This is a genomic window from Aquabacterium sp. OR-4, from assembly GCF_025290835.2.
Classification (GTDB): domain Bacteria; phylum Pseudomonadota; class Gammaproteobacteria; order Burkholderiales; family Burkholderiaceae_C; genus Pseudaquabacterium.
Window position 1 is genome coordinate 1,610,326 of record NZ_JAOCQD020000001.1, and the last position, 20,296, is coordinate 1,630,621.

Annotated in this window: 19 protein-coding genes; 14 read left to right on the forward strand and 5 right to left on the reverse strand. The window is 73.6% G+C overall.

Going from position 1 to position 20,296, the window contains the following annotated elements; genetic code table 11:
- Positions 1 to 13: 13 nt before the first annotated feature.
- The 3 genes from lexA to N4G63_RS06845 all read left to right on the forward strand — a co-directional run bounded on the left by lexA (position 14) and on the right by N4G63_RS06845 (position 1,565).
- Positions 14 to 688 (forward strand): transcriptional repressor LexA, encoded by a 675-nt coding sequence (lexA, locus tag N4G63_RS06835; RefSeq protein WP_260786660.1) that lies wholly within the window; start codon positions 14 to 16, stop codon positions 686 to 688.
- A gap of 2 nt (positions 689 to 690) precedes the next feature.
- Positions 691 to 1,059, forward strand: a complete 369-nt coding sequence (locus tag N4G63_RS06840; RefSeq protein ID WP_260785468.1) for a helix-hairpin-helix domain-containing protein — start codon at positions 691 to 693, stop codon at positions 1,057 to 1,059.
- Positions 1,060 to 1,163: 104 nt separating this feature from the next.
- A complete protein-coding gene (locus N4G63_RS06845) occupies positions 1,164 to 1,565 on the forward strand; it encodes a DUF3224 domain-containing protein (RefSeq protein WP_260785467.1) in 402 nt (133 codons plus the stop codon).
- Between the two features lie 59 nt (positions 1,566 to 1,624).
- Here N4G63_RS06845 and N4G63_RS06850 read toward each other — a convergent pair whose 3' ends face one another.
- On the reverse strand, positions 1,625 to 4,162 hold the full coding sequence (locus N4G63_RS06850) for a penicillin acylase family protein (protein ID WP_260785466.1): 2,538 nt from the start codon (positions 4,160 to 4,162) through the stop codon (positions 1,625 to 1,627).
- Positions 4,163 to 4,368: 206 nt separating this feature from the next.
- Between N4G63_RS06850 and N4G63_RS06855 the strand changes: the two genes are divergently transcribed.
- Together N4G63_RS06855 and N4G63_RS06860 are read left to right on the forward strand one after the other, a co-directional pair.
- A complete protein-coding gene (locus tag N4G63_RS06855; RefSeq protein WP_260785465.1) occupies positions 4,369 to 4,836 on the forward strand; it encodes a hypothetical protein in 468 nt (155 codons plus the stop codon).
- A gap of 5 nt (positions 4,837 to 4,841) precedes the next feature.
- A complete protein-coding gene (locus tag N4G63_RS06860) occupies positions 4,842 to 5,225 on the forward strand; it encodes a hypothetical protein (protein WP_260785464.1) in 384 nt (127 codons plus the stop codon).
- Here the strand turns inward: N4G63_RS06860 and N4G63_RS06865 are convergent, their stop codons facing one another.
- Positions 5,226 to 5,738, reverse strand: a complete 513-nt coding sequence (locus N4G63_RS06865) for a DUF1993 domain-containing protein (RefSeq protein ID WP_260785463.1) — start codon at positions 5,736 to 5,738, stop codon at positions 5,226 to 5,228.
- Positions 5,739 to 5,894: 156 nt separating this feature from the next.
- Between N4G63_RS06865 and N4G63_RS06870 the strand changes: the two genes are divergently transcribed.
- The 5 genes from N4G63_RS06870 (at position 5,895) to N4G63_RS06890 (ending at position 10,365) form a co-directional block, all read left to right on the forward strand.
- Complete coding sequence (locus N4G63_RS06870) at positions 5,895 to 6,902, forward strand: D-2-hydroxyacid dehydrogenase family protein (RefSeq protein WP_260785462.1); 1,008 nt, start codon at positions 5,895 to 5,897, stop codon at positions 6,900 to 6,902.
- Positions 6,899 to 8,137 (forward strand): MFS transporter, encoded by a 1,239-nt coding sequence (locus N4G63_RS06875; protein WP_314599501.1) that lies wholly within the window; start codon positions 6,899 to 6,901, stop codon positions 8,135 to 8,137. Before N4G63_RS06870 ends, N4G63_RS06875 begins: the two co-directional genes overlap by 4 nt.
- Complete coding sequence (locus N4G63_RS06880; RefSeq protein ID WP_260785461.1) at positions 8,130 to 8,807, forward strand: chromate transporter; 678 nt, start codon at positions 8,130 to 8,132, stop codon at positions 8,805 to 8,807. The genes N4G63_RS06875 and N4G63_RS06880 overlap by 8 nt, the downstream gene beginning before the upstream one ends.
- Complete coding sequence (locus N4G63_RS06885; RefSeq protein WP_260785460.1) at positions 8,804 to 9,409, forward strand: chromate transporter; 606 nt, start codon at positions 8,804 to 8,806, stop codon at positions 9,407 to 9,409. The genes N4G63_RS06880 and N4G63_RS06885 overlap by 4 nt, the downstream gene beginning before the upstream one ends.
- A gap of 194 nt (positions 9,410 to 9,603) precedes the next feature.
- Complete coding sequence (locus N4G63_RS06890) at positions 9,604 to 10,365, forward strand: LysE family translocator (protein WP_314599502.1); 762 nt, start codon at positions 9,604 to 9,606, stop codon at positions 10,363 to 10,365.
- A 117-nt stretch (positions 10,366 to 10,482) separates the two neighbouring features.
- Here N4G63_RS06890 and N4G63_RS06895 read toward each other — a convergent pair whose 3' ends face one another.
- Positions 10,483 to 12,201, reverse strand: coding sequence for a Y-family DNA polymerase (locus N4G63_RS06895; RefSeq protein WP_314599503.1), 1,719 nt, complete (start codon positions 12,199 to 12,201; stop codon positions 10,483 to 10,485).
- 90 nt (positions 12,202 to 12,291) lie between these two features.
- Positions 12,292 to 13,698, reverse strand: coding sequence for an ImuA family protein (locus N4G63_RS28300; RefSeq protein WP_443112013.1), 1,407 nt, complete (start codon positions 13,696 to 13,698; stop codon positions 12,292 to 12,294).
- A gap of 100 nt (positions 13,699 to 13,798) precedes the next feature.
- Between N4G63_RS28300 and msbA the strand changes: the two genes are divergently transcribed.
- The 3 genes from msbA to N4G63_RS06915 all read left to right on the forward strand — a co-directional run bounded on the left by msbA (position 13,799) and on the right by N4G63_RS06915 (position 18,355).
- Positions 13,799 to 15,556: a lipid A export permease/ATP-binding protein MsbA gene (gene msbA, locus N4G63_RS06905; RefSeq protein WP_260785458.1), complete on the forward strand. Its 1,758-nt coding sequence runs from the start codon at positions 13,799 to 13,801 to the stop codon at positions 15,554 to 15,556.
- Between the two features lie 75 nt (positions 15,557 to 15,631).
- Positions 15,632 to 17,401 carry a phospholipase D-like domain-containing protein gene (locus tag N4G63_RS06910; RefSeq protein WP_260785457.1) on the forward strand — a complete coding sequence of 590 codons (1,770 nt, stop codon included), beginning with the start codon at positions 15,632 to 15,634 and terminating at the stop codon, positions 17,399 to 17,401.
- A gap of 75 nt (positions 17,402 to 17,476) precedes the next feature.
- Positions 17,477 to 18,355 (forward strand): aldo/keto reductase, encoded by an 879-nt coding sequence (locus N4G63_RS06915; RefSeq protein WP_260785456.1) that lies wholly within the window; start codon positions 17,477 to 17,479, stop codon positions 18,353 to 18,355.
- A gap of 22 nt (positions 18,356 to 18,377) precedes the next feature.
- On the opposite strand, the gene N4G63_RS06920 is transcribed toward N4G63_RS06915, so the two are convergent.
- Positions 18,378 to 19,082, reverse strand: a complete 705-nt coding sequence (locus N4G63_RS06920) for a zinc metalloprotease (RefSeq protein WP_314599504.1) — start codon at positions 19,080 to 19,082, stop codon at positions 18,378 to 18,380.
- Between the two features lie 141 nt (positions 19,083 to 19,223).
- Here N4G63_RS06920 and N4G63_RS06925 point away from each other — a divergent pair, with 141 nt between their 5' ends.
- Complete coding sequence (locus N4G63_RS06925) at positions 19,224 to 20,240, forward strand: cation diffusion facilitator family transporter (protein ID WP_314599505.1); 1,017 nt, start codon at positions 19,224 to 19,226, stop codon at positions 20,238 to 20,240.
- Positions 20,241 to 20,296 lie beyond the last annotated feature (56 nt).

Sequence of the window (20,296 nt, forward strand, 5' to 3'; positions counted from 1 at the left end):
CGATCTGCCCTACATGCCCGATGGCCCCAAGCTCACCCCGCGCCAGCAGCAGATCCTCGATCTGGTGCAAGGCACGATCGAGCGCACCGGCTCGCCGCCCACCCGCGCCGAGATCGCCGCCGAGCTGGGCTTCAAGTCGGCCAACGCGGCTGAAGAGCATCTGCAGGCCCTGGCCCGCAAGGGCGTGATCGAGCTGGTCAGCGGCACCTCGCGCGGCATCCGCCTGCGCTCTGAAACCCTGCGCGCCGTGAACGAGTCGCGCGGTCGCCAATTCTCGCTGCCCTTGCCCAGCCTGGCCCAGCTCACGCTGCCGCTGGTGGGCCGCGTGGCCGCCGGCAGCCCGATCCTGGCGCAGGAGCACATTGACCAGAGCTATGTGGTCGAAGCCTCGATGTTCCCGCGCAAGCCCGACTACCTGCTGCGCGTGCGCGGCATGAGCATGCGCGACGCCGGCATCCTCGACGGCGACCTGCTGGCCGTGCAAAAGGCCAGCGAGGCCAAGAACGGCCAGATCGTCGTGGCCCGCCTGGGCGACGACGTCACCGTCAAGCGCCTGCACCGCACCCGCCAGGGCATCGAACTGCTGCCCGAGAACCCCGACTACCCGGTGATCCATGTTGGCGAAGGCGACGGTTTTGCACTCGAGGGCGTGGCCGTGGGCCTGATCCGCAACACCATGCTGATGTAGCCATGGCTGGCGCCCTCGTCTCCCAGCCCGGGGCGGCTGCAGCGCGCAGCAGCCCGCGCCACGGCCAGCGCTCGCGGGTGAGGGCGCCCAAGGCCGGCAGCGCGGCCGAGTGCCTGGCGCTCGAGCAATTGCCCAACATCGGCCCCAGCATGGCCGCCGACCTGCGCCTGCTGGGCATTGCCCGGCCGGCCGATCTGGCCCAGCGCGACGCCTTCTCGCTCTATCAGGCGCTGTGTTCGCTGAGCGGCAAGCGGCAAGACCCCTGCGTGCTCGACACCTTCATGGCCGCCACCGATTTCATGCGCGGCGCGGCGCCCGCGCCGTGGTGGGCCTACACGGCCGAGCGCAAGCGGCTCTACGGCAGCCTGTGATCAGCCCTGCACGCGCGGCGCGCCCAGCGCGCAGCGCCCTCACCCCACGCACGCTGGCGGCCCTGGCGCTGGCCTGCCCCTTGTTGTTGACCGGAGCCCGCCTCATGGCCGAAACCCGCCTTGCCACTGGCAGCTTCGAGGTGCAGATGACACCCCAGGGCAGCCCCGAGGGCGCCGAAGGCCACCAGCTCGGCCTGCTGCTGCTGAACAAGCGCTTCAGCGGCGACCTGGCCGGCACCGGCAGCGGCCGCATGCTCACCGCGCTGACCGCCACCCCGGGCTCGGCCGGCTATGTGGCCATCGAGCGCTTCAGCGGCACCCTGCATGGCCGCAGCGGCAGCTTCGTGTTCCAGCACAGCGGCAGCATGAGCGCCGGTGCGCAGCAGCTGTCGATCACCGTGGTGCCCGATTCAGGCACCGGTGAGTTGAGCGGCCTGCGTGGCGCGTTCAAGATCCAGATCGAGGCCGGCGTGCACCGCTACAGCTTCGACTACACCCTGCCCTGACAAAATGTGAATGAACCTGCTGCGCGGGCACATGGCGGCACATGGCGGCACATGCGGGCCTACCTGGCCGGCTGCAGCACCAGCGTCTGCCAGCCGCTGCCGCCAGCCGGCGGAAACAGCGGCACATAGCCCACCTGGCGCCAGGTGTCGGCCAGGCTGCGGTACTGCGGCGACCACGGGATGCCGCTTTGCCCGGTGCTGTGGACGATGCGCGAGCGGCCACGGTCGCCCAGGTCGTACAGGCCACGCAGGCTGGGGCCGTGCTCGTCGAGGTAGAACTCGCCGGTGGTGGCATCGGCACGCAGGCCCACGCGGCTGACGTTCACGGTGTAGGTGTCGCCGCCCACCGGCTGGCGCAGCTCGAACCAGCGCGCCAGCAGCTTCACGCGCGAGAACGGCCGGTGCTCGCTGCGCGCCTGGTGTGCCCGGCCCCATTGCCAGGCTGCCACGTCGGCGCCCTGCAGTGCCTGCAACTCGTCCAGCGCGGCGCTGAAGGCGGCGTTCACCTGCTCGGCACAGCCCTCCACCGCCGGCGTGGCCTTGTCGTCGCACCACCAGCCGTCGTCGCGGGCCAGCACGCCTTCCAGCGCGTCGAAGTAGCCGCGCTGGCCCAGCATGCGCTCGTAGATCGGCGCACCCACCTCGTCGGCCAGCACCCGCTGCGAGAGCTGGCGGTTCCAGGCCCAGAAGATCAGCGGTGCCGCCTTGTCGGCGGCCATGGTGCCGTCAAAGCCCTGCAGCGCCTGCAGTGCCGCGCCGGCCAGCGGGTGGCTCGAGCGCGCCTGCAGCAGCCGCGGCAGCAGGCGCGCGGCGGCCAGCGACTTGATGTCGCCGTGCATCACCGCCAGGTCGTCCAGGCTGTGCCGCGGCTTGGCGTCGATCATCTGCTCGATGCGCTGGTGGCGGAACGGCAGCGCCCACTGGTGGCTGATGAAGTGCGGGTAGCCGGGCGGCGTGATCTTCTGGTTGGCATTGGCCACATAGCCCTTGGCCGGGTCGCGCACCTGCGGCAGCTCGGCCACCGGCACATTGCCGGCCCAGTCGTAGCGCGCGTCCCAGCCGGGCGCCGGGGCCAGGCCCTGCAGGTCGTTGTCGGGCTGGCGGCGCGGCACGCGGCCGGGTGACACCAGCGCAATGTGGCCCTCGCGGTCGGCCACGGCCATGTTCTGCATCGGCGCCACCCAGGTGGACGAGGCCTGCACAAAGGCCTCCACCGAGGTGGCGGCCATCATCGCCAGCGAGGTGGCCACGATGTCCTGGTCGGTGTCCAGGCCGGTCCAGCGCAGTGCCAGCACATAGCCAGGCCGGCCCTTGGGGCCCAGGGCCTCGTCGGCCACGCCGGCCGCCGCGGCGTCAGACACCACCGGGCCGTGCCGGGTGCTGCGCACGGTGAGGCTCACCGGCACCCCGCCGCGCACGGCGATCTGCTCCTGCCGGGTTTCGAAACGCGCCCAGCCCTCGGGGGTCTGGTATTGCGTGGGATCGCTGGCGTGCAGGCGTTCGAGGTAGGTGTCCTGCACATCGGGGCCGGTGTTGGTGAAGCCCCAGGCGATGTGCGCGTTCTGGCCCATCACGATGCTGGGCAGGCCGGGCATCGAGGCCCCCGCCACATCGAGCCCCGGCGCGACGATGCGCGCGAAGTACCACAGCGCCGGTGCCGACAGCTTGAGGTGCGGATCGCTGGCCAGCAGCGGCGCGCCGGTGCTGCTGCGCGTGCCGGCCAGCACCCAGCTGTTGCTGCCCAGGCCGTCGATCTCGCTCTCGGGCGCCAGGGCCAGCAGGCGCTGCAGCTGCGCGTCGCCCAGGCCGGGCAGGCCGGCGTGCGCGTTCGGGTTGGCGTTCAACGACGTGCTCGCGTGCGCGTTCGCATGAGCGTCCGGCGGCGTGCGGCCGGCCTGGCGCGCATCGAGCTTCAGGCTGCGGTAGAAAGCCGCGTAGTCCTGCGTGGCCGGCACCGGGTCGCCGGCATAGGGCGGCATCAGCTCGTCGATGCGTGCCTTGGGCAGCTGCATCGCCAGGCGCAGGCGCAGCACCTCGGCCTGCCAGTTGGCGCCCAGATCGAGCGCCATCATGATGGCCCACGACAGGCTGTCCTGCGGCGTCCAGGGCTCGGGCTGCAGGCCCAGCAGCATGAACTCGGGCGGCCGCGCCTTCAGCTGCGCGATCACCGCATTGACGCCCGCCGCATAGGCAGTGAGCGCCTCGCGCCCGGCCGGGCCGATCTGCGCCCATTGCGCGGCCGCGGCGCGGCGCACGCCGAGGATGCGGATGAACTTGTCGGTGTCGAGCGCGCCTTCGCCAAAGGCCTCGGCCAGGCGGCCGGCGCCGATGCGGCGGTGGGTCTCCATCTGCCACAGCCGGTCTTGGGCATGCACCACGCCCAGGCCGAACATCGCGTCGCGCACGCTGGCCGCGCGGATGGTGGGGATGCCGTGGCCGTCGCGCTCGATGCGCAGCTCGGCGCCCAGGCCGGGCAGGCTGAGGCTGCCCTCGGTCTGCGGCAGCACACGCCGGCTGTAGATCCAGCCGGCGATCGCCGCGGCGATCAGCAGCCACAGCAGCAGGGTCAGGAGGCGGCGAAACCAGCGTGCACTCATCGGTGAACCTTCCCGGTGTCAAGGGTCCGGTGGAGATGGGCGGGGATTGTGCAGCCTGGCCGCGGGGCCGAACTGGCCGCGCTTCGCCGCGCTGTTCGCGCCACTGCCGCGGCGACCGGCCCCGAACAATCAGCGCCAGGCCTTCTTCGCCGGCTTCTCGGCGCGCAGGCCTTCAGACCACGCGATCTGCTGCCGAAGTACCCGCCATGAATTCGACCAAATTCGCGCTGACCGACTGGATGTACCGCCTGGTAAGCCGCCGCGTGCCGCCCAGTTCGAGCCTGATGAACACCCGCATCGAGGTGTGTCCGCCCGAGTTGTGGCCCTCGTCGCTGGGCTGGCGTGGCACGCTGCGCCGCTGGCTCGATCGCCGCCCGGGCTGGCGGGCCAGCCGCGTCAGCGCGCCGCCGCCGGTGGACCGCCTGACCCAGGCGCGCAGCGAATTCATTGCCAGTCTGGCCGACCTGTCGGGCGACGATCCGTGGGATCTGGGCGAACGCATCGCCCGCGCCCGCTCGCTGCGCGAGCTGTGGCACCTGCGCTCGCGGGTGTATGGCGTGGTGGCGGTGTCGCTGAACCAATCCGAGGCCGAACGCCGCATCGAGCGGCTGAACCGGCACTTTCCGGTGCGCGCCCAGCGCACTGCACCCCAAGCCATGGTGATCAACGGATGATGCCAATGCTGCAACGGCAGGCCACGGCGCCGCGTCAGTTCATGCCTGACGCGGCCGACACGCTGGCCCCCACCGCCCTGGGCCTGCTGCCCGACGCCGGGCTGCCCCACGACCGCCATGCCCGCATTGCCGCGCGGCGCAGCTTTGTCGACATCAAGCTGCGTTTCATGGCCGCAACCGCCCTGGTGGACGGGCCGCGTGGCGACTGGCTGCGCTACCAGGTGCGGCAAACCCAGGCCATGCTCGACCTGTGGCTGCTGCGCGGCGTGGTGTTCAGCGCCCTGGCCAGCGAAGGCCGCACCACCGAACGTGCGCAAAACGAACTGCAGGACGCGCTGGACAGCGTGTTTCCCAACGCCGGCGAGCTGCTGCCCTACGGCGTGCGCTGACTAGGCCATCGCCAGGTAGTCCGACTTGCCCAGCGCCACACCGGCGTGGCGCAGCAGCGCATAGGTGGTGGTGGCGTGGAAGTAGAAGTTGGGCAGCGCCCAATGGCGCAGGTAGACATCGGCGCTGAAGCGCAGCGCCTCGCGGTTGCGCATCGGCAGCACGATTTCGCGGCCCTCCTGGCCGTCGATGGCCGAGGCCGGCACCGACGCCATGAAGTCCAGCGTCTTGGCGATGCGCCCGCGCAGCTGCTCGAAGCGGGTCTCGTCGTCCTCGTAGCGCGGCGGCTCCAGGCCGGCCAGGCGCGCAGCGCAACCCTTGGCCATGTCGCCGGCAATGCGCACCTGCGCCAGCAGCGGCAGCATGTCGGGCGCCAGGCGCAGCTGCAGATAGTTGTCGGGCTCGAACTGGCGCTCGCGCGCATGGGCTTCGGCCTTTTCAAGCCAGTCGAGCATGGCGCCCAGCTGCTTCTGGAACAGCGGCACGCTGGCCGAATAGAGGGTGATCGGGCTCATGGGTGGGTCTCCTGCTGCAGGTCGTGGATCAACGGGCCGGCCATGCTAGCCGCCGCGACATGGCCTTGCCGAAGCGGGCACAATACTTAGCGAACGTTGTGCAGGTGAGATGTGCACAACACTCTCCAAGTCGTTGATGCAAAAAGAGAAACACCGTTGAATATCATCATCCTCGATGACTATCAGGACGCCGTGCGCAAGCTGCGCTGCGCCTCGCTGCTGGAGCCGTTCAACGCCAAGGTGTTCACCAACACCGTCAAGGGCATCGGTCAGCTGTCGGTGCGCCTGCGCGATGCCGAGGTGCTGGTGCTGATCCGCGAGCGCACCAGCTTTCCGCGCGCCCTGCTCGAAAAACTGCCGCGGCTGCGCCTGATCGCCCAGACCGGCAAGGTGGGCAGCCACATCGACGTGGACACCTGCACCCGGCTGGGCATTGCCGTGGCCGAGGGCGTGGGCTCGCCGGTGGCGCCGGCCGAGCTGACCTGGGCGCTGATCATGGCCGCGATGCGCCGGTTGCCGCAGTACGTGGGCAACCTCAAGCACGGCGCCTGGCAGCAAAGCGGGCTCAAGTCGGCCTCGATGCCGCCCAACTTCGGCATCGGCATGGTGTTGCGCGGCAAGACCCTGGGCATCTGGGGCTACGGCAAGATCGGCATGCTGCTGGCCGGCTACGGCCGCGCCTTCGGCATGCAGGTGGTGGTGTGGGGCAGCCAGGCGTCGCGCGAGCGCGCCGTGGCCGATGGCTACCAGGCCGCCGACAGCTGCGAAGGCTTCTTCGAAAACTGCGACGTGCTCAGCGTGCACCTGCGCCTGCGCGACGACACCCGCGGCATCGTGCGCCTGGAGCACCTGGCGCGCATGAAGCCCACGGCGCTGTTCGTCAACACCTCGCGCGCCGAGCTGGTGGAAGACAACGCGCTGGTCTCGGCGCTCAACAAGGGCCGCCCCGGCCTGGCCGCGGTGGACGTGTTCGAGAGCGAGCCCATCCTGCAGGGCCACCCGCTGCTGCGCCTGGAAAACGCCATCTGCACGCCGCACATCGGCTATGTGGAGCAAGACAGCTACGAGCTGTACTTCGAAGCCGCGTTCCGCAACATCGTCAACTTCATCCGCAACACGCCCAGCAACATCGTCAACCCCGATGCGCTGAAGGTGATCCGGTGAGCACGCCGGCCGGCGCCGACACGGGCTCCGGCCAGACCCCGGCGCAGGCCCGCTGGCTGGGCCGCTCGCGCCAGGCGCTGCTGTTCGGCAACTTCGCCATCGGCTGCGGCGTGATGGTCACCGCCGGCACGCTCAACGACCTGGCGCGCGATCTGCAGGTCAGCGTGCCGGTGGCCGGTCAGCTGATCAGCGTGGCGGCGGTGGCGCTGGCCCTCGGTGCGCCGCTGGCCGCCGCGGTGGTGGCCGGCTTCGACCGCCGGCGGCTGCTGACCTGCTCGCTGCTGGTGTATGCGCTGGGCCATGTGCTGTGCGCACTGATGCCCGGCTTTGCGGCATTGCTGCCGGTGCGCGCGCTGGCGGTGCTGGCGGCGGCGGTGTTTTCACCGCAGGCCGCCGCGGCGATTGCGGTGATGGCGCCGCCGGCCGAGCGCGGCCGCGCGATCACCTACGTGTTTCTGGGCTGGAGCCTGGCCTCGGTGCTGGGCATGCCGCTGGCGGCCTGGATCGGCGAGGTCTGGGGCTGGCGCGCGGCCTTTTGCGGCGTGGCGCTGCTGGCCTGTGTGGCCGCCCTGGCGGTGTGGCGCGCGCTGCCCGACGGCGTGCGGCCGGCGGCCATGTCGCGGGCCGGCTGGGCCCAGGTGGCCACCAACCCGGCCCTGCTGGCCACGGTGGCGGTCACGCTGCTCAGTGCCTCGGGGCAGTTCACGCTGTTCGCGTATCTGGCGCCTTATTACCGCCAGGTGCTGGGCGCCAGCCCGGCCGCGGTGAGCGGGCTGTTCTTCTGGTTTGGCGCGGTGGGCGTGCTGGGCAATGTGTGGGTGTCGCGGCGCATCGACCGCCACGGCGCCTCGCGCCTGGTGGCGCTGATGCTGGCGGCAATCGCCTTGTCGATGCTGCTGTGGCCGCTGGCGCTGAGCGTGCCGCTGATGATGGCGGTGTGCGCGCCGTGGGCGCTGGGCTGCTTCTCGAGCAACTCGGCGCAGCAGGCGCGGCTGTCGATCGCCGCGCCGGCCCTGGCGCCGGCGCTGGTGGCGCTCAACAGCTCGGCGCTGTACGCCGGTCAGGCCCTGGGCGCGGCCACCGGTGGCGCGATGCTGGCCGGCGCCGCCGGACAGGGCGCCGGCCAGGGCTGGGCGCAATTGCACTGGGCCGGCCTGGGCTGGATGCTGGCAGCCCTGGCCACCAGCCTGTGGGCCGCACGCGCGCTGGCGCGCCAGCCCGGCACGCATGGCTGAGCCGGCGCGCCGCGCGGGCGAAGGCAGCGCCGGGGTGGCCGGTGCGACCGGTGCGACCAGTGCGGCCGGCGTGGCGGGTGCGGCGGCAGCGGCGAACGAGGCCACCACCCGCCCCGGCTCTTGCAGCCAGCTGTTCTGGGTGTTCACGCGGCTGGCGATGCAGGGCTTTGGCGGCGTGCTGCCGGTGGCCCACCGCGAGCTGGTGGAGCGCATGCGCTGGCTCACGCCGGCCGAGTTTGCCGAGCTGCTGGCCGCCGGCCAGGTGCTGCCCGGGCCCAACATCGTGAACCTGGCGCTGATCGCCGGCGACCGCTGGTTTGGCTGGCGCGGCGCGCTCAGCGCGGCCGGCGGCCTGCTGCTGCTGCCCACGCTGATCGTGCTGGCCGCCGGCGCCGCCTACCGGCACTGGCAGCACCTGCCCTGGCTGGCCGGCGCGCTGCGCGGCATGGGCGCGGTGGCCGCCGGCCTGGTGATCGCCACCGCGCTGAAGCTGGCCCGCACGCTCGACAGCCATCCGCTGGGCCGTCTGCCTGCCCTGGCGCTGGCCGCGCTGACCCTGCTGCTGGTGGGTGGCCTGCGCTGGCCGCTGGCCGCGGTGGTGCTGGGCCTGGGCGGGCTGTCGATGGCCGCGGCCGCGCTGGCGCTGCGCCGCCGCGGGGCCGGCCCATGAGCAGCGGGCCGGTCGTGGCGGCGCAGGCCTCGACCGCCTGGTTCGATCTGGCGGCACTGCTGGGCGGCGGCCGCCTGGGCGCCGCTGATCTGCTGGCGCTGTGGGGCCACTTCATGCTGCTGTCGCTGCTGTCGGTGGGCGGCGCCATGGCCGCGGCGCCCGACATGCAGCGCTGGCTGGTGGCCGAGCGCGGCTGGCTCAGCGATGGCCAGTTCACCGATGCCGTGGCCATCGCCCAGGCCGCCCCCGGCCCCAACCTGCTGTTCGTGGCCCTGGTGGGCTGGAGCACGGCCGGCGCGGCCGGCATGCTGGCGGCGATGAGCGGGCTGCTGCTGCCCTCGTCGCTGCTGGCGCTGGCCGCCGGGCGCTATGGCCGGCGCAACGCGCAATCGCTGGCAGTGCGGGCGTTCACCGCGGGCCTGGCACCGCTCACCGTGGGCCTGCTGCTGTCCACCGGTGCGGTGCTGGCCGCACCGCTGTGGCCACGGCCGGGCGCCCTGGCGCTGGTGGCGGCCAGCGCGCTGATCGCCTGGCGCACGCGCATCGGGCCGCTGTGGCTGATCGGCGGCGGCGCGCTGGCGGGCCTGGCCGGCTGGGCCTGAGGGGCTGAGAGGCTGAGAGGCTGAGAGGCTGAGGCTAGCGGCCCGGGCTGGCGGGAGTGGCCAGTGCAGCAGGTGCAGCAGGTGCAGTCGATGCGCCCGATGCGCCCGATGCGACCGGTGTCGCTGGTGTCGCTGGTGTCGCCGGTATCGCTGGCGTGTCCGGTGGCCCGGTGCGCTGAGGCACACTGGCCGGCATGCTCGACGGAATCCACGACTGGCCGCTGTTCATCGCCGCCGGCCTGCTGCTCAACATCACCCCCGGCGCCGACATGGCCCTGATCGCCAGCCGCGCCGCCAGCCAGGGCTGGCGCGCCGGTGCCGCTGCGGCGCTGGGCGTGGGCGCCGGCTGTGGCGTGCACATCGCGGCGGCGGCGCTGGGCCTGTCGGCCCTGCTGGCCGGATCGGCCACCGCCTTCACGCTGCTGCGCTGGGTGGGCGCGGCCTACCTGGTGTGGCTGGGCGTGGCGATGCTGCGCACGCGGGCGGCGCCGGCCTCGTCGCCGTTGCCGGCCTCGTCCACCGCGGCCGCTTCATCCACCGCGCCAGCCGCGCCGGCATTGCCGGCCTTGCCCGATGGCCACGTGGCCACCTTAGCGCCCACAGCGGCCGCGGCCGGCGCGCCGCCGCCGGCCTTTCGCACGGTGTTCGCCCAGGGCTTTCTGACCAATGCGCTGAATCCCAAGGTGGCCTTGTTCTTTCTGGCCTTCGTGCCGCAGTTCATCGCGGCCGATGCGCCGCACAAGGCGGCGGCCTTCGTGGCGCTGGGCGCGGTGTTCGTGCTCAACGGCACGCTGGTCAACCTGGGCCTGGCCTGGACGGTGGCCACGCTGCGCGCGCGGCTGGCGCAGCGCCCGGGCGCGGCCCGCGCCGGGCTGTGGGTGAACCGCGGCGTGGGCGCGCTGTTTGTGGCGCTGGGCCTGAAGCTGGCGCTGGGCGATCCGGCCGCGCGCGGCTGAGCACCCCGTGCGGCGTGCGCGCCGCGCGGCTGGACACCCCGTGCGGCATGTGCGCCGCGCGGCTGGGCATCCCGGCGGCGGCTGCGCCCTGCGCCCTGCGACGGGCCGGGATGGCGGTCAGGCAAACAGGCCGTGCAGAAACCAGGCCTCGTCGGCCGCGGCCTGGGCAGCACCACCGGGGCCGGCCGGGCCGGCCGCAGGCGCTTGATCGGCGCGGTGGGCGGCATCGGCCGGGGCCGCTGATGGGCCACCCGGGCGCCGGCCCGGGCTGCGGCTGCGGTAGATCCACAGCAGTGCGCCGGCCGTGTCGCGGGCAATGAAGTAGTCGCGCAGCGCCAGGCCGGCATCCCACCAGCCGGTTTCCAGCCGCTCGGGGCCGGCCAGCAGTTGCAGCGGTCGGCCCTGGTGCAGCGGCTGCTGGGCGCGCAGCAGCAGCGGCACCGGCGCGGGCAGCAGCCACAGCGGCTGCGGCGGCAGGGCCAGGCGGGCGCTGGCGGCATCGGCCTGCGCGCTGTCGGCGGCGTCGGCCAGGTGCAGGCGCGCCGCGTCGGCCGGCAGCCAGGCGGTGCCGCGCTCGGGCCGGCGGTCGGCCTGGGCCACCGGGCGCTGCACCTGGGCCCGGCCCAGGCGCGCCTGCAGGCGCTCGACCAGCTGCGCCAGGCCCTCGCGCTGGCTGCCCGGGCTGGCAAACAGCTCGCCATTGGGCACGCTGCCGGCCACGCTGTGGGCGCACTGCAGGCTCAACTCGAGCGCCGGGGCGGGCAGCGGCAGCCGGCCCAGGCGCTCGGCCAGCAGCACCGCCAGGTGGCGGGCATCGGCCGAGGGCTGGGCCGGCGCGATCTCGAGCTCGGTGCGGTCGGCCGGCGGCTCGCCGGCCTGGCGCTCATGGCGGCGGTGGCGCGGCTCGTGGTGCATCACCAGCACAAAGCGCGCGGCGCGCACCTGCCGGGCCTGCAGCCAGGCCACCAGCCGGGCCAGCAGCACGCCGGCACCATGCAGCACCTGGGCCGCGGTGTCGGCGCGGCTGAACAGCTCGAGCCGGCTGCTGAACTGCGCCGGCAGCGTAAGCCAGGTGTGGGCATCGGGGGCCTGGCCGCGGGCCTGGTCCAGATCGCGCAGCAGCGCCGGGCCGAAGCGCCGCGCCAGACCGTCGCGCGGCAGACCGGCCAGATCACCGACGCGGCGCAGCCCCACCGCGTGCAGGGCCTCGGCCGCCACCGCATCGGGCACCAGCAGCGGCAGCGGCAGGGCATCGAGCAGCGGCTGCAGAGCCTGGGGCTGGGTGCTGTGCGGGCCTTGCGCCAGGTCGTCGCGCCAGGCGGCCAGCAGCGCGGCGCCCAGGGCGGTGGGCGCGGTGGCGATGCGCACCTGGTGGCCCAGCGGCGCCAGCTGCGCACGCAGCCGTGCCAGCAGGGATGCCAGGCCGCCGTGGTAGCGCAGGCAGGACTGCACCTCGAGCCGCACGCCCACCAGCGCCGCGCAGGCCGCCGGCCGCGGCGGCGCGGCAGCGGCTTCGTCGGCGCCGGGGCGCCAGTCGGCCGGCGTGGCCCAGCTCACCGACGGGCTGAAGGCCAGCGCCACATGCGCCACCGCCCGCAGCGCCTCGGCGTCGCGCCGGGCATCGGCCTGGCCCAGCTGCAGCTCGGGCAGCAGCGCCAGCGCGGTGGCCCGGGTCATGCCCGGCAATACGCCCTGCGCCAGGGCCTGGGCGTCGACCTGGGTGATGCGCAGCGGCGGCGGCGCCGCGCTCAGCAGCGCCTGGGCGCCGCGCGACGGCGTCAAGGCCTGCCACGATTCGAGTGACAGGGCCGGCAGATGCAGGGCCACCCACAACATGACGGATGCAGTGTGCGAATGCGGGTGGGGATGCGGGTGCGGATGCGGGTGGGGATGCGGCAGCGAAGGCGCGGCAGCCAGGCCGCCGTCTCAGCCCGGCCCGGGGCGCGCGGCCGGCGGGCCGGGCCGGGCGGCGCGGCCCGCGGCATGGGCCAGGCCTTCGGCGTGGGCCAGACCTTCGGCGTGGGCCAGGCCGGCGTTGCCGGACCGGCCCGTGCGCTGCGCGCCGCCGGGGCCGGCGCAGGCTTCGGCCAGGCGCACCGCCCCCTGCACCGCCCCCTGCACCGCCTGCTGCGCCAGCGCGCGGGCCTGCTGGTGCGGCGTCAGCACCGAGGGCAGGCGCAGCCGCAGCGGCTCGGCCAGCGGCGGGCCGCGGCGCTTGAGCAGGCGCAGCGACAGGCCGTCCACCCCGGCCGGCTGCAGCAGCAGGCGCAGTGGCGCGGGGCTGGGCCGGTGGCGGGCCTGGGCCTGGGCTTCGCGAAACAGGAACACCGGCCCGTCGTGCGCCTGCGCCGCCAGCTGCAGCCGGCGCAATGCATCGGTGCGCAGCCCGGCGGGCAGCCAGGCCAGCACCGCGCCCACCTGGCCGCTGCGCAGGGCCTGCTCCAGCGCCCACAGCAGATCGGCGCAGGGCAGCAGCGGCGACAGCCCGCTGGGCGTGCGCGGCGTGCGCTGCCCGGCACGCGGGCCGCTGCGCGAACGCACCACCAGCCAGTGGCGGTGGTCGAGCCCCTGCTGGGCCAGCGCCCAGGCCGACAGCGTGGCCGGTGGCTCGAACAGCATGATGCAGCGCGGCCCTCCGGCCAAGGCGGCCGCGGCACTTGCCGCGGGCGGCGCCGGGGGGTGGCCCACCGCCCCGCCCGCGGCCGCACCGCCGATGCCCGCCAGCGCCGGCGCCAGCAGCCGCAGCTCGCCCATGCCGGGCCCGGCCAGCAGCAGCTCGGTGAGCTCGCCATGCGGCCAGCCCTGGCCGGGCAGCTGGGCGTCCAGCGCGGCAAAGCCGCTGGCCGTGACCGGCCGCCGCCCGCCCCCCACCTGGCTGGCGCGCCACAGCGCCGGATGCAGGGCGGCCGGATCGGCCAGCACGCCGCGCAGCGGATCGGGCAGATCGGCCGGGCACGGGCCCAGGGCGTCAACGCCGTCGTCGTCGGCCGGATCGCCAGCCCGCCTTGCGCCGGCGGCGTCAGCCGCATCAGCCGCATCAGCCGCATCAACGGCATCAACGGGATCGGCCCCAGCCGCCCAAGCAGCGCCCGCGCCTGCCTCGGCCGCACCTGCAACGGTAACTTCGGCAACTTCGCCCAACACGCCGGCCCCCTGCCGGCCGGTGCGCCGGCGGGTGGCAGACCGCGGCGCACCGGCCTGCACCGCCACGTCCACCGGCACCGCCACGTCCACCGGCACCACCGGCAGCGGTCCGGCCACGGCCGCACCGGGCCGTGCGGCCGCAGCGGCTGGAAGATCGGACGGGTCGAACAGGGGCAGGGTCAGGTTCACGTGAATACTGTATTTCCATACAGTCTCCGTGACAAGCCAATCCGTTCACGCACCGGCAGGATAATCGCGCCTCCCGGCCCCCGCCGGCCGGTTTCAACCCATGTCGTCATCCTCAGCGCCCACACCTCCCACCCGCACCCTGCTGCAGCGCTTTGCGCGCATCGCGCCCTATTTCCGCGAAGGCCGGCTGGGCGTGCTGGTGGCCGTGATCGGCTCGCTGATCGGCGCCGCCACCGAGCCGCTGATCCCCGAGCTGATGAAGCCCCTGCTCGACGAGGGCTTCTCCGGCGGCAAGCTGCCGCTGTGGGCCATTCCGGTGGCCATCGTGGGCATCTTCGCGCTGCGCGGCATCGCCGGCTTCGTGGCCCAGTACGCGCTGTCGTGGGCGGCGCACCGCGGCGTGCAGGCGCTGCGCGAGGCGCTGTTCCTGCGCATCCTGAACGCCCAGCCGGGCATGTTCACGCAGCAGTCGGCGTCCAGCCTCACCAACACCCTGGTCTACGAGGTTCAGGGCGGTGCGCAGCAGCTGGTGAGCTCGGTGCTCACGCTGCTGAAGGATTCGCTGACCCTCACCGCGCTGCTGATGTACCTGGTGTGGCTGAACTGGAAGCTCACGCTGTTTGTCGGCGTGCTGTTTCCGGCCGTGGCCTGGGTGATGCGCAGCACCGGCCGCCGCCTGCACCGCCTCACCCGCGAAGGCCAGGAGGCCACCGACGCGCTCGGCTACGTGGTCGAGGAAAACGTGCTGGCCTGGCGCATCGTGCGCCTGCACGGCGCCGAGCCCACGCAGGCGCGGCGCTTCGACACCCATGCGCTGACGCTGCGCCGGGTGATGCTGAAGATCGTGGCCGCCAGCGGGGCGATGACGCCGCTGACCCAGATCTTCACCGCGCTGGCGCTGTCGGCGGTGATCACCGTGGCGCTGTGGCAGAGCAATTCCTCCGGCACCACGGTGGGCGGCTTCGTGTCCTTCATCACCGCGATGCTGATGCTGGTGGCGCCGGTCAAGCACCTGTCCGACGTGATGGCGCCCATCACCCGCGGCCTGGCCTCGGTGGAGCGCGGCCTCGAGCTGCTGGACAAGGCCCCGGCCGAGACCGGCGGCAACCACCGCGTGCACCGCGCCGAGGGCGAGATCGGTCTGCGCGACGTGACGCTGCGCTACCGCGACGACCAGCACCCGGCGCTGGACGGCCTGTCGCTGCAGATCGGCGCCGGCGAGACGGTGGCCCTGGTCGGCCCCTCGGGCGCCGGCAAGAGCACGCTGGCCAACCTGCTGCCGCGTTTTGTCGAGCCCAGCTCGGGCACGGTGCGGCTCGACGGCGTGCCGCTGGCCGACTGGGACATCGCCGGCCTGCGCCGGCAGTTCGCGCTGGTCAGCCAGGACGTGGTGCTGTTCAACGCCAGCGTCACCTACAACGTGGCGCTGGGCGATCCGCACCCCGATCCCGACCGGGTCGAATCGGCGCTCAAGGGCGCCTGGCTGTGGGACTTTGTGCAGACCCTGCCGCAGGGCGTGGATGCGCTGATCGGCCACAACGGCAACCAGCTCTCCGGCGGCCAGCGCCAGCGCCTGGCGATCGCCCGCGCGCTGTACAAGGACGCGCCGATCCTGATCCTCGACGAAGCCACCTCGGCGCTCGACACCGAGAGCGAACGCGCGGTGCAGGCCGGCCTCGAGACGCTGATGCGCGGGCGCACCACGCTGATCATCGCCCACCGCCTGTCGACCATCGAGCATGCCGACCGCATCGTGGTGATGGAGGCCGGCCGCGTGGTCGAGCAGGGCCCGCATGCCACGCTGCTGGCCGCCGGCGGCCTGTATGCGCGGCTGCATGCGATGCAGTTCAGGAGCTGAGGCCCGCGCCCGACCATGGGCGCGCCGCCGGCCACCCGCCCACCCGCACGCCCACCCGCACGCCTGCCTGCCGCCATGACCGCCTCCCTTGCCCACCGCGCGGCCGTCATGCCGGCAGTTGCCCGCGGGTGCGGCCGGCGGCTGCGGCTGTTCATCCTGCTGCTCACCCTGCTGGCGATGCTGACGCTGCTGGGCGGCTGCGCCAGCCTGCTGCCGCGCCAGGCCGTGCCGGCCACGCAGGCGCCCACGGCCGAGCAGGCGGCCGCCACGCCGCTGGGCCGCATCGTGGCGGCCAGCCGGCCGGCCGGCGCCGCGTCGGCGGCTGATTCGGCGGCCAGTTCAGGCTTTCGGCCCCTGCCCTCGGGCGAGTTCGCGTTCGAGGCGCGCCTGGCGCTGATGCAGCAGGCCACGCACACGCTCGACCTGCAGATCTACCACCTGCACCGCGACCACGCCGGCCGCGGCCTGCTGCGCGCGCTGCGCGACGCCGCGCTGCGCGGCGTGCGGGTGCGCCTGCTGATCGACGACTTTTATGCCGCCGAGGTCGACGACCTGCTGGCCGGCCTGGCCAGCTACCCGGGCGTCGAGGTGCGGCTGTTCAACCCGCTGGCGCTGCGCTGGGGCCCGCCGCTGTGGCGGCTGCTGGTGTCGCCGGGCGACTTCGAGCTGAACAACCACCGCATGCACAACAAGCTGTTCGTGGCCGATGGTGCGCTGGCGCTGTTCGGCGGCCGCAACGTGGCCGACGAGTACTACATGGGCAACGACGAGGCCAACTTCATCGACATGGACCTGCTGGCCGCCGGGGCCGTGGTGCCCACCCTCTCGGCCGTGTTCGACCGCTACTGGAACAGCCAGCAGGCCTGGCCGCTGCACCAGGTGCTGGGCGCGCCGTCCGATGCCGCCAGCGACGCCGCCACCCGCGCCACCTTCGACGCCGCGGTGCGCGACACCCGCCTGCCCCGCGCCGCCTACGCCCAAGACCCGCTTGGCCGCGGCCCGGTGGGTGCGCAGCTGCAGGCCGGGCGGCTCGAGCTGCTGTGGGCCGAGGCCCAGGTGCACGCCGATCCCCCCGAGAAGGCGGCCATCGCCCAGCCCGGCAAGCAGCCCAGCGAGGCCATGGCCGGCCTGCTGCGCGCCATGGCCACCGCGCGCCGCTACGTGGCCATCGTGTCGCCCTACTTCGTGCCCGACCAGCGGGCGCTGGACCACATGCGCGAGGCCCGGCGCCACGGCATCCACCTGGTGGTGGTGACCAATTCGCTGGCCTCCACCGACGAGCCGCTGGTGCATGCCCGCTATGCGCTGCGCCGGCACACGCTGCTGAAGATGGGCGTCGAGCTGCACGAGATCGGCCCGGCGCTGGTGCAGCGCAGCCCGCAGTTCGGCCAGTTCGGGCGCTCGGTGCCGCGCCTGCATGCCAAGGTGGCCATCATCGACGGGCTGCGCGTGCTGGTGGGCTCGGTCAACCTCGACGCGCGCTCGGCCGTGGGCAACACCGAGCTGGGCGTGGTGATCGAGAGCCCGCCGCTGGCCGCCGAGCTGCAGCGCCTGATGCAAGACCCGCGCGGCGGCCCGCCGGTGAGCACCGCCACCTACCGCGTCACCCTGGCCGGCGATGGCCAGACGCTGCAGTGGCAGGCCTCGTCGGCCGCCGTCCCTGCCCTCCCGGCCGCATCCACGGCATCCGCTGCTTCCGCTGCTTCCGCTGCAGCCACCGCAGCCAGCCGGGCCGCCGCGCCAGCGCCGGGCCTGGCCAGCACCACCGACGAGCCCGGCGACAGTGCCTGGCTGCGCCTGAAGCTGTGGCTGCAGTCGCTGCTGGTGCCCGAGCGGCTGCTGTAGCGCCGCACCGCGCCGACCTGCCCGCGGCCTTCCCGCCCCTTCCTTCCACCAACCGCGAAGCATCCCGTGGCCCACATGCACAACCCCGCCGGCCTGAGCCCCATCGTTGCCGGCGCCTGGCGCCTGTCCGAATGGGGCTGGACACCGCAGCAGCGCCTGGCCTGGATCGAGGGCAACCTCGACATCGGCGTCAGCAGCTTCGACCATGCCGACATCTACGGCGGCTACTCGGTGGAAAGCCTGTTCGGCGAGGCGCTGGCGCTGCAGCCGGCGCTGCGCCAGCGCATCCAGCTGATCAGCAAGTGCGGCATCAAGCTGGTGAGCCCGGCGCGGCCCGGCCACACGGTGAAGCACTACGACACCTCGGCCGCGCATGTGCGCGCCTCGGTCGAGCAATCGCTGCGCAACCTGCGTACCGATCACCTGGACCTGCTGCTGATCCACCGCCCCGACTGCCTGATGGACCCCGACGAACTGGCCCAGACCTTCGAGGCCCTGCGCCGCGAGGGCAAGGTGCGCAGCTTTGGCGTCTCGAACTTCAGCCCCAGCCAGCTGGCACCGCTGCACCGGCGCATCGCGCTGGCCACCACGCAGATCGAGTGCTCGCCGCTGCACCTCGACCCGCTGCACGACGGCACGCTGGACCAGTGCGTCGACCTGGGCCTGCGGCCGATGATCTGGTCGCCGCTGGCCGGGGGCCGCGTGTTCACCGGCCAGGACGAGCGCGCGCAGCGGGTGCGTGCCACGGTCGAGGCCCTGGCCGCCGAACTGGGCGTGGCCCCCATCACGCTGATCACCGCCTGGCTGCGCCGCCACCCGAGCCAGCCGCTGCCCATCCTGGGCTCGCGCCGCATCGAGGTGGCGCGCGAGGCCATGGCCGCGCTGTCGATCACGCTCGATGCGCAGCAGTGGTACCAGCTGTGGTCCGCCGCGGCCGGGCGCGAGGTGCCCTGACCTGGGACCTCCGGCCGATGGCTCAGCGCGCCGCGGTCAGCGGCGCGGCATTGGCGGCGCGGCAGCGCTGGATGTCGCAGGCCGTGGGCAGCAGCGCGCGGTAGTCGCCGCGCCAGCCGCGGTCGTTGCCGTCGCGGGCGTGGCAGCGCTCGCCGCGGCCGTTGTCGTAGTACGACATCACGTCCACGCAGCGGCGCGAATGGTCCATCAGGCCGTACAGGTGGCCCATCTCGTGGGCCACCACCATCTGCAGCGTCTCGTGCGCAGGGTAGGCGGCATTGCGCGCGCGCAGCGTGCGAAACGCCGCCGCGCCCAGCCACAGCCGGCGCACGCCCACATGGGCCAGGCCGAAGTTGCCGCGCGCCAGGCGGTCGTCCCAGCTCACCAGCACCACGCCGGCGGGCACCTCGGCGCCGGGCGCACGCGGCCAGACCGTGGCCGGAATGCCGCAAGCGGCCCAGGCATCGGCGGCGCGGCGCAGCGTGCCCAGCACCTGGGCCTCGTCAAACCAGGGTGGCGCGCCATCGTGGTCGTACATCACGCGCAGCTGGGTGTCGACCGCCGGGCGGTCGCGGCCATCGCCCCAGGTGCCGATCTCGCCGGCGCGGCATTCGGCGATCTCCTGCACCCGCACCAGGTCGGAGGCCTGCGCGCCCGGCCACCCGGCCAGCCCGCCACACAGCAGCAGGCTCGACAGGAGACGGCGGATCGGCAGGTTCGAGGGCATCGGGGCGGCGCGCGGGGCGTGTGGGCGAAGGCGGACGGGGTGGCCGGGGTGGCCGGGGCCGTCGGCATGGCCGACTGCCCTGGTGGGTCTTCGGCCGCGGCGGCGCCGGCTTGAGGCCGCGGCCCGCTCCACAATCGCCGCATGGGTTCCGATCAGCACCACGCCCCGGCCGCCGCGCGGCACGATCACGATCACGATCACGATCACGATCACGATCACGATCACAGCCACGGTCATGGCCACCACGGCCACCACGGCCACCACGGCCATCACGGCCACCACCACCCGGTGCCCACCGACTTCAGCCGCGCCTTCGCCATCGGCATTGCGCTGAACCTGGGCTTCGTGCTGGTCGAGGCGCTGGTCGGCTGGCGGGTCGACTCGCTGGCCCTGCTGGCCGATGCCGGCCACAACCTCAGCGACGTGGCCGGCCTGGTGCTGGCCTGGGCCGGCGCCGCGGCCGGGCGCATGTCGCCCGACCTGCGCCACACCTATGGCTGGAAGCGCGCCGGCATCGTGGCCGCGGTGGCCAACGGCCTGCTGCTGCTGGTGGCCATGGGCGCGCTCGGCTGGGAGGCGGCCCAGCGCCTGGCCGCGCCCGTGCCGGTGCCGGGCTGGCCGGTGGTGTGGGTGGCGGCCATCGGCATCGTGGTCAACGGCGTCACGGCGCTGCTGTTCATGCGCGGCAGCGCGCACGACCTCAACATCCGCGGCGCCTTCCTGCACATGGCCGGTGATGCGCTGGTGTCGGCCGGCGTGGTGGCCAGCGGCCTGGCGGCACTGTGGTTCGGCTGGGTGCGGCTGGACGCCATCACCAGCCTGCTGATCGCGGTGCTGATCCTGGCCAGCAGCTGGGGCCTGCTGCGCCGCTCGCTGCACCTGCTGTTCGACGGCGTGCCCGAGCACATCGACCTGGCCCAGGTGCAGGCCCTGCTGCGCGCCCAGCCCGGTGTGGCCGCGGTGCACGACCTGCATGTGTGGGCCATGGGCACCACCGAGACTGCCCTCACCGCCCACCTGGTGATGCCCGAGGGCGGCGCCGACGATGCCTTCCTGCAGCACGCCACGCAGCAGCTGCAGGCGCGCTTCGGCATCGCCCATGTCACGCTGCAGCCGGTGCGCGTGGCCTTCATGCCGGGCTGCGCTGCCGCCGGCTGACCCGCCGCAGCGCCGCGCCGGCCTGCGCTGCCCGGGCCGCCGCCCCGCAGCCGCCT